Source organism: Acinetobacter sp. CY79 (genome assembly GCF_059515845.1).
In genome coordinates, this window is sequence record NZ_JCAKMY010000051.1 from 1 (window position 1) to 12,670 (window position 12,670).

The 12,670-nt window shown below is 40.7% G+C and carries 10 protein-coding genes and 2 pseudogenes; 1 reads left to right on the forward strand and 11 read right to left on the reverse strand.

What is annotated here, in order from left to right:
• Positions 1 to 214: transposase family protein (locus tag AC5YCE_RS14910; RefSeq protein ID WP_496172559.1), on the forward strand; the 214-nt coding region annotated here is incomplete at its 5' end.
• Here the strand turns inward: AC5YCE_RS14910 and AC5YCE_RS14915 are convergent.
• The 11 genes and pseudogenes from AC5YCE_RS14915 to AC5YCE_RS14965 all read right to left on the reverse strand — a co-directional run bounded on the left by AC5YCE_RS14915 (position 171) and on the right by AC5YCE_RS14965 (position 12,325).
• Positions 171 to 869, reverse strand: a pseudogene (locus AC5YCE_RS14915) (metallophosphoesterase). The gene AC5YCE_RS14910 and the pseudogene AC5YCE_RS14915 sit on opposite strands and share 44 nt — an antisense overlap.
• A gap of 33 nt (positions 870 to 902) precedes the next feature.
• Entirely contained in the window at positions 903 to 1,106 is a 204-nt protein-coding gene (locus AC5YCE_RS14920; protein WP_496172560.1) for a hypothetical protein, read from the reverse strand.
• Positions 1,107 to 1,469: 363 nt separating this feature from the next.
• A pseudogene (locus tag AC5YCE_RS14925) lies at positions 1,470 to 1,641 on the reverse strand (aspartate 1-decarboxylase); the annotation flags it as partial.
• Between the two features lie 131 nt (positions 1,642 to 1,772).
• Positions 1,773 to 2,924: a benzoate/H(+) symporter BenE family transporter gene (locus tag AC5YCE_RS14930; RefSeq protein WP_496172561.1), complete on the reverse strand. Its 1,152-nt coding sequence runs from the start codon at positions 2,922 to 2,924 to the stop codon at positions 1,773 to 1,775.
• Positions 2,925 to 2,972: 48 nt separating this feature from the next.
• On the reverse strand, positions 2,973 to 3,737 hold the full coding sequence (locus AC5YCE_RS14935) for a sulfite exporter TauE/SafE family protein (protein WP_496172562.1): 765 nt from the start codon (positions 3,735 to 3,737) through the stop codon (positions 2,973 to 2,975).
• An 86-nt stretch (positions 3,738 to 3,823) separates the two neighbouring features.
• Entirely contained in the window at positions 3,824 to 4,042 is a 219-nt protein-coding gene (locus AC5YCE_RS14940; RefSeq protein WP_496126082.1) for a tautomerase family protein, read from the reverse strand.
• 17 nt (positions 4,043 to 4,059) lie between these two features.
• Positions 4,060 to 4,482, reverse strand: a complete 423-nt coding sequence (locus AC5YCE_RS14945) for a rhodanese-like domain-containing protein (RefSeq protein WP_496126083.1) — start codon at positions 4,480 to 4,482, stop codon at positions 4,060 to 4,062.
• A gap of 37 nt (positions 4,483 to 4,519) precedes the next feature.
• Positions 4,520 to 5,440 carry a hypothetical protein gene (locus AC5YCE_RS14950; protein ID WP_496172563.1) on the reverse strand — a complete coding sequence of 307 codons (921 nt, stop codon included), beginning with the start codon at positions 5,438 to 5,440 and terminating at the stop codon, positions 4,520 to 4,522.
• Positions 5,441 to 5,468: 28 nt separating this feature from the next.
• Entirely contained in the window at positions 5,469 to 9,803 is a 4,335-nt protein-coding gene (locus tag AC5YCE_RS14955; protein WP_496172564.1) for an AMP-binding protein, read from the reverse strand.
• A 125-nt stretch (positions 9,804 to 9,928) separates the two neighbouring features.
• Positions 9,929 to 10,885 (reverse strand): diiron oxygenase, encoded by a 957-nt coding sequence (locus tag AC5YCE_RS14960; RefSeq protein WP_496172565.1) that lies wholly within the window; start codon positions 10,883 to 10,885, stop codon positions 9,929 to 9,931.
• Between the two features lie 51 nt (positions 10,886 to 10,936).
• Positions 10,937 to 12,325, reverse strand: a complete 1,389-nt coding sequence (locus AC5YCE_RS14965) for an aspartate aminotransferase family protein (RefSeq protein ID WP_496126087.1) — start codon at positions 12,323 to 12,325, stop codon at positions 10,937 to 10,939.
• Between the last annotated feature and the right edge of the window lie 345 nt (positions 12,326 to 12,670).

Consider the following 12,670-nt stretch of genomic DNA (forward strand, 5'->3'; position numbering starts at 1 on the left):
GACTCCTATTAAGAAAAAGAAGAATTCTGCCTTATCTGATATTGAGAAAAAGTACAATAAAATCATTGGAGAAATACGAATTGTGATTGAACACATCAATCGTCAATTAAAAACATTTAGAATATTGAGTGAACGCTACCGAAATAGACGCAAGCGATTCGGTTTACGCATTAGCTTAATCGCTGCACTGGTAAACCGGATAAACTTGCAATAACGACTTTCGCAAGAGGTCTAATATAATGGCAATTATCAATTTTAGTATGTTCTTTTACAATGGTGTGTCCTAGATAAATTTCATCAATACCATCAACAATATCGTAATGAGCTGATTGCTGGCGAATACGCCCTCTCCCCCATATTGCATTGCTATAAGCAGAGGTTACACCTGAAATTTTGTAGTCACCTTGTATAATATCGTGCTTAAAAGCATTCCAATCATGAATATCGACATCTGCATGCACTACCCCAATGATTTTATGTGCCATTTGAACCTCTATGACTAAAGGCAATTGTTGGAAATGAGCTCTAATTTCAGATTACTTTTCCAAGCTGAGTTGATAAAACCACTCCCCGCCATGACATGTATGTATATCTTTTATTTTAGGATCATGTGCCGACATCATGCACATTTCTTCATGATTTCCTCGTACACTGAGAAACCATGATTCTTCTAGCAAAGAAATACACTCAATATTCTCTGTACCCCGATCTACAAGATCACCAGTACAAATGAGTAAATCATTGTGAAAGTCAAAATTGATTTTCTTGAGTTCTTGCATCAATAGGCTATAACAGCCATGCAAATCACCAACCACATATATATGATCAGTTTGATTTGCATTTATTGTTAGAATAGAAGAATAGTTCATTAACTTTAATGATCACCATTAATTTCAATATGATTACCGACTTAACAACTTCCCGATCATTAATACTCGATCAAAGTTATACACATGCGCAAAAGGGCTTTCTACACAACGTCCAACCAACAGCAAATTATTATCAGGTTGACCTGATCTAAGTACAACTTCTGCTGAACAAATCGGACAAATCCCTCTAAACCTAGTTACACGTGTTAGTTGATTTCGCTCTCTATCACGATACATCTCAATATCAGCATGATCTTAATTAAGTGAAATAAAAGTCATAGGTGCCTTAGACACGATGCTCTGGTAAATTCCATAAAGGAATGTACCAATACTTAAATGATAAGTAAGAAAATCCAATTAGACAGACAAGGAAGAAAAATTTAATGAGCTTCGTAAACTATACACACACCCTTTAGCTCTCTTACGCCATACCCAACCATCTTATTGGTGGGAGGAAATTTGGAGAAAGCAACCAAGTAACCATACTGCACGATTATATGAAGACCAATGGGCTGATTGGTTATCTACTGTTCATGTTGCGAGTGAAAAAATTTCTTAGAAAAATAAGTAAGCTAAGGCACTATATATTAATATCCCCTAGGTTGAAAACCGCTTGCCATTTGTTACATTCCATATTTGAATTTGTTCATATTCCAAAATACCTTCCAAATCCAAAAGGTAACCATCAATGGCACAAGAACCCTCATAATTGTAGCTCGGCATGCGTGACGATAATCCGATGAATTTTGCATTTAAGCATATGAGTTTCCATTGTAAAATCTCCACTAAAGTAAGTTATAACATTGAAATGAATGATGGAAATTTGCTTTTTAAATCGCTGTCTTGCCATTGAAAAAGCGCAACACATACAATTGTCTGAACAGGATGCCTAAGCATGTAGTTTCATTTTTTAAAAATATGACTGGCGACCAAACCAATAAACAAGCCCCACAACACCGAACTGATACCAAACAAATTAATATTAGAAATGGTGATACAAAAAGTAAGAATCGCTGCTTCACGGTAATCAGTAAATTTAAGGGCTGCCGTCAAAGCATTACCAAACGCACCCAACAAGGCAAACCCTGCCAAGGCCATGACCAGCTCTTTTGGAAAAGCCAATAATAAATATCCGACGGTCACGCCAAATAGACCAACCACGATATAAAAAACTCCCGCAAATACTGCTGCAATATAGCGTTGACTTCGATCAGGATGTGCCTCTTTCCCTGAGCAAATTGCCGCAGTAATCGTCGCCAGATTTAAAGCATAACAACCTAAAGGGGCAAGCAATGTGGTGACTGCACCAGTCCAGCCAACCAGCATATGACTGGAAGCCTTATAGCCTTCGCTTCGCAACACCGCCAAACCGGGAATATTCTGCGAGACGATGGTCACAATAAATAAAGGGATCGCCAAGGTCAAAATAGCATGCAGCGAAAACTCAGGTTGTACAAATATAGGCGTTGCAAAAGACAAGGATACTTTTTGAAAATCAAACAAACCCTGAAAAGAAACTATCACTATGCCCAATAGCAACATCACAGAAATTGAATAGCGTGGAAAAAAACGCCTACCCAACAGATAGGAAACAAGCATCAGCGCAATTAATAGCGCATTTAACTTCACGGCAATAAATGCATCTGCACAGAATTTAAACAATATGGCAGCCAACATACTTGAAGAAATTGCAGGGGGAATATAGTTGTTTATTTTTTCAAACCAGCCACTAAAACCACTCAAGGCGATCAATACACCACAGACAATGAATGCACCGACCCCTTCTGCCAAGTTGATACCTGTAGTACCAATGATAATGGCAGCTCCGGACGTCGACCATGCTAGAACAATCGGCTCTTTATACTTCAGGGATAATACAATACCCAGAATCCCCATCCCTAGACATAGCGCAATTATCCATGAACCAATTTGTTCTGAATTCGCCGATAAACTATGCGCAGCCTGAAATACCAACACAACCGAGCTCGTAAAACCAACCAGTACAGTGACAAAACCGGCATTCATTGTAGAAATAAGGGAATCGCCTTTTAACATATGCTTTCCTAAATATTATGATGAATAACAATTTATAAATGGTATTTGTTATAGATAACCGGAAACCTTGTAAGCAACACTCACAACCAGTAAAAGCAATGACACAAACATCATATACTTTACAAAAAGATCACCATTTTTAATCGCCATATGGCTACCAAACCAGTTGCCAATCACATTACCCACAATCATTGGGATAGCCATAATCCAGATGATTTTTCCTGCAAAAAAGAAAACCACCAAGGCACCTGTATTGGTCATTAGGTTTAATGGTTTGGCAGTGGCAACAGAGTTTAATAATCCCAAACTCAAATAGGATTTATTTGCCTTGGCCAAGAGCAAACCCGTTCCCGGACCTGAAATACCGTCATAAAAGCCGATGAGTCCATAGGCTCCTACCGATCGCATGAATGGATCAACCTTAGCAGGTGTAGTGCTCATCTGGTTAACAATGATTTGAGATGAGGCTTTATTGTGATTCATTGCATAAGACAATAATGACAATACAATAATCGTCAATAAAAAAATAAGAATCATGACTTCAAGTAACCAGCTTGGTAAGGTCAGTGCCAAAGCACTGCCCAGAATAGAAGCCACTAAACAAGGCAAGGCTAATGCTGCCAGTGCCTGCCAAATCACTTTTTTTCTGGCGCTATAATTAATCGTCGCACTGATTGTTCCAATAATTGCAATCATTTTATTTGTTGCCAGTACACTGACTGGTGGAATGCCTGTCAACAAGAGGAGTGGAACTTGAATCGTCCCACCCCCACCTGCTACAGAGTCAACATAACCAGCAATGAATGCTGCCACAAATAGTCCAAATATTCACCAGTAGCCAATTGATAGCAGTGCAAACTGGCTCGTCATGTAACTCTGTATAAAGTCCATTGTCTTCTTTATTGAGCCAAACTGCTTTTTTCTCGCGTTAGACGTTGGCTGGTTTGTTCTCCAGCAACGCCCCAGTTATCTAGATTGACTTCATCAATCACCACAAAAGTCTTGGCAGGATCTTTATCCAACACTGTTTGCAGTAAATCAGTCACTCCCTTGATCAGCGCTTTTTTCTGCTCTGATGTCACTCCAGTATCAGTGACTTTAATATTGACATATGGCATATCGGGTTTTCTCCAAATTAATCACAAGCACAATTGATAGCAGTTGCTTCTTGCGCCTGCTCAGCATGTAAAGATGAATTGGCTTTTTGAACTGTTGGATAACCATGCTCACGCCACCACTTTAAACCACCGATCAACTCTTTGACTTGAAAACCAAGTCGAGTCATCTTTAATGCACCCGATGTAGACGCATTACAGCCAATGCCATCGCAATACACCACATAGCTCTTGTCTTTTGGCAAACCTTGAGTGGTTTCCTCAAGCATTTGTCCATGCGGGAAACTAATCGCACCGTCGATATGTTCGGCGTTATAGGCATCAAGTGAGCGAACATCCAATACCACGATGTCTTCGCCTTTTTTCTGAGCGGCGTGTAAATCCCATGAATCCATTTCAAACCGAAGTTTGGATTCATAAAAACTTTCTTGTTGCTGTTGCATTATTTTTCTCCAGAATTAACTGCTATAAAGAAGTCTGTTACACCAGACTCATGAAACGTTTTTCACGATCGACATCAAAATATTTGCTGTCTACAATACGGCTGTTATCTTCTTTACAAATTTCGAGATGAAACTTGGTTGGACCTTCATAGCCATAGTAATTTCTTGGAATTTCAATACTATGCGCGCGCTCCAAGTCATAGCGAGACTCGACATCAATAAAGCGTAAAGAGAACGCATCACGGCTCTCCAGCTCACCTTCTTCTAGTGGTGAACTACGATGAATCACATATTTGTCAAATATCAACGCATCGCCCAGTTCAAAATCATCCTCAACCGCATAGTGCTCCAGCAAACGACCGATACCAGATGAGTTTAATGGCTCATCGCGTAGTTTCACGTAATCATCAAAATCAATACCGCCAGCTTCAATTTTTTCTGCCATGCAACGGAATACTGCAGGGTCAATGAAGTCATACATAAATTCGCCAGAAATCACGTCACGCGGCACATAGCACATACCACCACGCTGGCCTTTGGTATCAATACGATGCAACGGAATCCACAAGGTGGTACTGAAATCTTCTGAACGGTTAAAACCAAAGCTTTGTGATTCGATATGCCACGTAAAGCCTTTGCTGACTTTCTTTTTCAGGCCAAATCCAACGCCTTGAGTAAAAAATAATGAACAGTCGTGCAACTGACTCATCAAGTTTTTAAAATGTTCCATCCCAATCAGGTCAAGAATAACGTTGTCATCATTGCAAAGGTCATAGCGCAATTTATCAAAGCCTTTTTGATAGTTATCGGTTGGGGTTTCCAACTCTTCTATGACTTTACCTTTGAGGTAGTCGATCAGTTCCAGCGAAAACAATTGCTTCATGAGCAAAAAGCCAGTTAATCCATAGTTATCAATATCTTGTTGTGTCAGTTTAAAATCAGGGTTAATCAGTTGCATGTCAAAATCTCCTTTGTTGAGTCATGATTTAATTGAATAAAGGTTTATGTTGTTTGGGTGGCTGCTGTTCGTTTATACAATCCACCAGATTGCCAATAAAGCGATCCAGCCATTCATCACTGAGAGGCGAGAAGCTGATGTCTAATTCCTTGAGTAGTGCCAGTGTTCTTTCATTGCGATAGCGTACGTTTCTACCGCCACGTTTCACCCAAAAATGACCAACCGCAATATCCCTGTCCTTACTGTGACTAAAGGATTTGAATAGCTGGTCAAAGTTCTGGAAATCAGATGCTGAAAACGCCAGTCCGTTACGCTGCATGGACTGAAATACCCGCTTCATATTGATTTGATACGCGCTGTCGACGTGATAAACAGCCGGTGCACAGGCTTGATTGAGAGAAATATGTACCACGCCCTTAGCGACAATATCGACAGGTGAAAGGATGATATCTTCACCACACTCCACTGGCAGCTTGCCGATCTTGGCGCAGGCAATCAAAAACTGAACCAAACGATTATCGGTGGCATTTTTCTGAAAGCGAGCAGAAACCGAGGCAGCAGAAACATTACCTGTTCGGTAGATAAAGCAATTTATCCTTCTGCCAAAACTGCTTAATAATGTTTCGGCGTTGTACTTGGTCAGCTCGTAATGGTTCTGAAATTCCTGACCAATATCCAAATCATTCTCAGAAAAATCTTGCATCATGGTTTTTTTGTTGACACCACTGACCGCCAAGGTAGACATGTAGTGCACATCTTTACGACGATTTAACAAAGCAAGATCGATACAGTTCTGTACTGAATTCAGGTTGGTTTTGGCAAAGTCAGCCTCATCCCCCAGCAAACGAGTGTCTGCCGCAAAATGATAAATGGCATCAATCTGCTGTGATAACACCTCATACACCGTACTATTGAGACCAAATAATAGTTCAGCAATATCACCTGCATAGACCTTGATACGATGCTCAAACTGAGACAGCGATATATTGGGGAAGTAGTAATTAAAGCTGCTCGACAGCCTGCTCATGGCTGTCATGGCATCCTTGCTTCTGACCAGGCAATGCAATATGGTCTGCGTCGACTCCAACAGTTCCTTCAGGGCATAAGCGCCAATATAACCAGTGACACCTGTCATCAAGATATTGCTATAGACACGTCTTTCATAAGAAAGCAGTTTCTGGATCAACTTGCGTGGCGCATAGTTAATCATGCCTGTCCGCGTACCGCTTTCGGACATTAATATGGCTTGTGATTGTTCAATCCCAACCAAAGTGGCGACACTGTCTTTGACCTGCTGCATCACCTGTTGCATGACCTGTTTGTCGGTTTCTGTGGAGAAAGACACATCAAGGCATAAACAATCGTGCGTGATTTTTCCTGTCAGCTTAATCTCGTGTCCACGATGATTATCAGCATGTCTGCTATTACCAAATGAGTAAAGGCTTGGCTTTAAGCTCAACTCACCGCGCGTTTCAAAATCTGTATCACCCAGATAGTTGAAACAGATCGCACCCGACGATTGATATGAGCTTGAGGCTTCTGCACGCTGCAAACCAAAGCCAACACCTAAATGCGTGACCTGATTGAGCTGATGGTTAATGTCTTGTGAAATAGATGTAATACTTGGCTGGTCAAGATTAACAAACAGGGGATAAGTCGAAGTATGCCATCCCACCACCCTGCTAATGTCGATACTCTCATCAAAAGTCACACGTCCATGACTTTCTATTTCTACGGCAACCTGCTTTTGTTGATAACTATGGGATCGCAACGCATCCAGAAATGCAGACAACAACACCACTTGCAGGGGTTCCTTTAGTACCTGTGATGCATTGTCCTGTAATTGTCTGGTTTCACTTTTGGGGAAACCTAGCCATAGTGTTGACGCTGCGCCTTCTGTATTACCGGCATTAAATGCAGGTGCAAAGTCATTAGTACGACTGGCTGTTGAGGCAAGCCACTCATCCTGAAAGCTTTCTTTAAAACTTTGTAGATGATGCAACCAGTCCCAGAATGTTGTAGTTGCAGGCACAACTTTGTCACTATTGCCTTGCAGGATATTGGTGTAATTACGATTGATTTGGGAACCAATGATATGCCAGGAGATTAAATCTACCGCTAAATGATGGCAGACGATTAGTACCATATCTTGTGATTTTTCGGACTTAAACAGATGCGCCCTGAACAACCTGCCATCCTTTAAAGACAATGATTTATTCATTTCTTCCGCCACGGTTTCAATGTGGTACTGCACATTCTGTTCGTGGGTGGTTGAAATAAAAGTCACGCTCAGGTTTTCATCACAACCGCGGTGCTTCACCTTGCCTGTCAGCTTTTTTTCTTCATCGTAGAAAAATGCCGTCGACAAAATAGGATTATCTTTTATCAGCTGATCAATCGACTCATGTAACACATGGATATCGACATCCTTCTCGCCACACTGCAATAGTACTGACTGGTTATAATGGTCGGGATAGCGCAAATTCTGGGCAAAGAACTCATGCTGTGCGGATGAGAACAGTGACGTTTCATACTGTCTTTTTTGATTACTTTGAGGAGCAGTGGTTTGCTTGTGTAGCTCACTGGATTGCACCAGTTTGATCAAACCATTGATCGTTGGCTCTTTAAAGAAAGACAAGGCGGTCACGCGATGTCCCATATCTTGCAATTCTGAAATCAGCTGAATAGCACCCAGCGAGTCACCGCCAAGATCATAAAAATTACTATCACCACCAACCGCTTCAACAGGAATATCAAGGGCTTTTTCAAACAGCTGGCGAATGATCCCTTCCAACTGATCATTGTCGTTTACTTGTTTTTCCCGTTTGCAGTGATCCAAATGCTCAATCATTGCATCCTTAAGATGCTTTAAGTTCTTTTTGCCATTTGGTGTGACTTCAAAGCGTTCAAACGCCAGCATCACTCTGGGAATCATATAATCTGGCAGTAACTGTTTCATTTGCTGCTTGATTTCCTCTACCGAGAAATCAGCTTGATTCGCCTGCACTGCTGCAACCAGACAGTTTTTCGGGCTGCGCTCGAGATAGAAAACAGCGGCATCGTCTACTTGATCCAGACTACGCATGACTGTTTCTATCTGCTCTAGCTCAACGCGGTAACCATTAATTTTTACCTGACGATCTAACCTGCCTAGAAAGTGGATGCAGCCTTCATCATTCACCCTGACCAAGTCACCCGTTTTATAAAAACGTAAGGTTTGTTGCAGCTGAGAGGCACTCAGATAAATAAATTTGTCTTGTGTATTACGATCATCATGGCGATAACCCAAAGTAACCGAAGGACCACTGACATACAGCTCGCCTGTCGCATTGCGCTGGTGCAACTCGCCATCTTCCGTACAGATATACAGTTGATTGCTGCCAAATGGATAGCCGATTGGTAAAGTATCACTGTCAATATTATTCAGTTGCTGTTGGTTCTGGACATGATATACCGTAATGCCAATGGTCGTTTCAGTCGGGCCATAATGGTTAAACAGCTTGCCAACATTGCCAGAGTCTAAAATCTCTTCTGCCAGTTCTTTGGGCAAAGTTTCTCCACCAAAGACCAAATACTCTAGAGGTGGTGTACGCTTTGGAAAAATAGCGCGCCAATGTGAAGGTGTAATTTTAATAAAGTCGATGCTGAATCGGTCACAATAGTCACGAAAAGCAATCGGGTCTTTGCGTGTACTCTCGTTCAGTAAGTGCAGACATCCACCAGTTATTAAAGATAAAAACAGCGAGGTGTTACCCAAGTCCGCCGCTAAGGTACTGACATGCGCAAAATTTAATGCTTCACTAACGGCAAGCTTTTCATTCACGGCTTGGCAATAGTGCGACAAATTGCCATAGGTGACCATCACCCCTTTAGGCTTACCCGTAGAACCTGAAGTAAACAATACATAAGCCACATCATCTGCCGATGGCGCAGTAAATGCGGTATATGGCGTATCATTTAACAGCAGTGTTTTATAGGTGATGGTCTTGATACCCAGTGCTTTAAATGCTTCAGCATGCTGGGTCTGACAGATAATAATATCTGCATCTAAAGACTTTATTTTTGTATAATTTTCATGCAGTAAACCTTCTTCTTCAACAAAGGTATAAGCATGGTTCGCCTTCAAAACCCCCAGCATCAGGCTAATGGCGTGAATATCACGCGTGGTATAAATACCCACCAGCAAGCTACGTTTTTTTGGTGACACAACCTGTGAATGTGCCAATAAATGGCCTAATAAATTGGAAGCAATGCGCGATGACAAATGCTCAAGTTCTTCATAACTGATGCTTTCACCTTGAGCCATAACCGCCGTATGGTGGGGAAAGCGCCTTGCATTTTCAAGAAGCTGTTCAACAATCACAATGATATCTCCATGTATCCAGCCCTGCTCAAACAAAACGCGGATAAATAACGTCCTTGCCTGTTTTCATGGAGGGCTATAAATCATGCTACAGAACGAGGGAGTGCAGCCACTGCCCCTACTATTTATGAATGGGCAGAATCAAAAGCCTGTTTGGTTTTTTCATGATTCATAAAGCCAGACCGTTTGAGTAAACTGGTGAGATTATGTATTGTGGTTTCGACATAACTTTTAGAATTCTGTAGATATGCTTCATTAGTATCGACAATCACCCGCTCTACTTCCTTAGGGGTTAGTCCACAACTCGCCAGCACGCGCTTTTCAAACTCGCGATCTGCATCATAAGCAAGATAATCATCCAGATACGCCGGTAACATGGCACCAATTACATCTTTGGTACTATCACTCAATCGTGCCCAGTGTTCTTTCATTAAGCGGGCAAAGTAGCTGGCATGATTGCCTTCATCTGAGACATGGTCTGTCAGTACGTTGGTAAATGACTGGGACATTTCCTTATCCCGACCAATGATGATCATGTCCTTGGTTAAAGTATGCTCTGCCAGCGTCACAGAAATAAGCTGGAAATCGTAATGAACCTCTTGTGGCAACAATTCAAAGGCACCTTTTACTGCATCAAGATTTCCATTGCTGTTAGGCACCTCCAATGGCTCAATCCCAGTAATTTTTTTCATTTGCAAGATATAGTCGAGTGCCACATGGGCGTGATAGCCCTCGTCAATCACAATACGCAATGCTGCCAGCTTGTCGACTTCGCTAAAGCCTTTGATAATGTTATTCACAATATTCAAGCTACAATCAATGACAAAGCGGGTTTCCAGCAGGCCAATTTCATACATGTAGCGGTAAGCCATTTGTGCAATCACATATTTGATTGTTGATTCACCTTGAGCCTGAACCAATGGGTGACTACTGATAATCACACGGGAAGTCGGGTAAACGTATTCGTTCTTGGCATTATCAGGCACATAATGGCGCTTGCTGTTCTTGACTGTCGCAGCGGCATACCACTTTTCAACAGTGGTCATAAAATCCTGGTAAGATGATTCAATAAAAGCATTCATTTTTAATATCTCTCATCAATAATGTCGCGTTAATTGGTTTATGAAAAAGGCTTACATGGCCGGCATGCAATCAATGGCTTTCTCTTCCTCGCTCAGCACCTCGCCAATGGCATCAGCCAAGGCATCAGCCAAGTCTTTTAAATGCTTGGTTGTATGAGCAGCAGTGATAAAAATAGGCTCTTCTAAGGAAGGCGCTAACAAAAAGCCTTTATCTAATAGTTTTTTATGAGTTTTGGTGTAGATGTCATATCGTTGTGTTTTGACATCGGCATAGCACGACATTGGCTCATTGCTGTTACGGAAGGCGATACCGCCCAAGCCTTTATAGTGAGTAAACAGAAACGGAATATTCTTTTGTTCAAAAGCTTCAGTAATATAGTTATAAAGAGCTTCTCCCTTATTCTTTAAATTCTCATAAAAGCCCTCTTCTTCCATCACCTCTAATGCCGCCAGTCCGGCAGCCATTGTCAACGGGTTGGCTGCAAATGTGCCGGATTGAAATACGTCACCACCGATTTTAACGTGAGACATGTACTTCTCTTTACCGGCATAGGCACCAATTGGAAGTCCACCACCAATAATCTTGCCGAAGGTCACCAAATCGGGTTCGATTTTCATGAGGTTGCAAACGCCGCCAAAACCAAACCTAAACCCTGTCACCACTTCATCAAAAATAAAAATGGATTGGTATTGGTCACACAAGCTTCTGATTTGTTGAAAAAAGCCATTCTTTGCAATGACAAAGCCCATGTTGGTGGCATACGGCTCTACAATGACTGCCGCAATGTGTTTACCATGCATTTGAAATAAACTTTTAAGCGACTCGTTATCGTTATATTCACACAACAAAACATCTTTGCTTAAATAATCAGAAATGCCTTTGGTCACACCTTTTGTATTGAATAATCTATCTGCAGGCGATGCCAACAATGCATCAGCATGACCGTGGTAAGAACCCACAAATTTAACAATTTTGTCACGACCTGTATGTGCCTTGGCAATACGAACCGTCGTCATTACAGCCTCTGTACCACTACATACAAATCTGATTTGATCCAATACAGGCGTACTTTTAAGAATTTTTTGAGCCAAACGGTATTCAAGCGGAGAGGTTAATCCTAATACTGTCCCCTGTTGAGCCTGATAAGTAATGGCTTGTACCACTTTTGGGTGTGCATGTCCCAGCAGATTTGCACCAAATGCACTTAAAAAATCGATGTAAGTATTACCATCCACATCAGTTACTGTTGCAGCATGCCCATTAGCAAGACAAATTGGATCACCACCAACCTGTCTAAACGCTCTCATTGGTGAGCTAACACCATCAGGAATATAATGAGTATTTTTATTAAACATCTCACGCGACAAATTAACATTACCTCTAATAACCATTTTTTTCTCCTTATTATTCAAATTCAAAAAATATTTTAATCCTGACATGAATTACATAAAATAAACACAACAAAATAATCACACCAGACACAAAAAATATAAACTTTATTTATTTAGTTTTTATTACACACAATATAAAATTAAAATAAATATCAATTTTAAATATAATTCAACAAATTACAATTAAAAATAATTTATAAAAACAAATTTTAATTCAATAATCGATTTAAATTAATTTATAAAATCAACGCCACACGATAATCACATCAAACACAAACACAAACACAAACACAAACACAAACACAAACACAAACACAAACACAAACAACATAAATTTTATTTATTTAATTTTTATTACGCACAATAGTTAATTAAAATAAATATAAAACAATT

Excerpts from the sequence above, each read along its gene's own strand:
- AC5YCE_RS14920 (WP_496172560.1), bottom strand. The coding sequence starts at position 1,106 with ATGTATCGTGATAGAGAGCGAAATCAACTAACACGTGTAACTAGGTTT.
- AC5YCE_RS14930 (WP_496172561.1), bottom strand. The coding sequence starts at position 2,924 with ATGTTAAAAGGCGATTCCCTTATTTCTACAATGAATGCCGGTTTTGTC.
- AC5YCE_RS14940 (WP_496126082.1), bottom strand. The coding sequence starts at position 4,042 with ATGCCATATGTCAATATTAAAGTCACTGATACTGGAGTGACATCAGAG.
- AC5YCE_RS14945 (WP_496126083.1), bottom strand. The coding sequence starts at position 4,482 with ATGCAACAGCAACAAGAAAGTTTTTATGAATCCAAACTTCGGTTTGAA.
- AC5YCE_RS14950 (WP_496172563.1), bottom strand. The coding sequence starts at position 5,440 with ATGCAACTGATTAACCCTGATTTTAAACTGACACAACAAGATATTGAT.
- AC5YCE_RS14960 (WP_496172565.1), bottom strand. The coding sequence starts at position 10,885 with ATGAATGCTTTTATTGAATCATCTTACCAGGATTTTATGACCACTGTT.
- AC5YCE_RS14965 (WP_496126087.1), bottom strand. The coding sequence starts at position 12,325 with ATGTCAGGATTAAAATATTTTTTGAATTTGAATAATAAGGAGAAAAAA.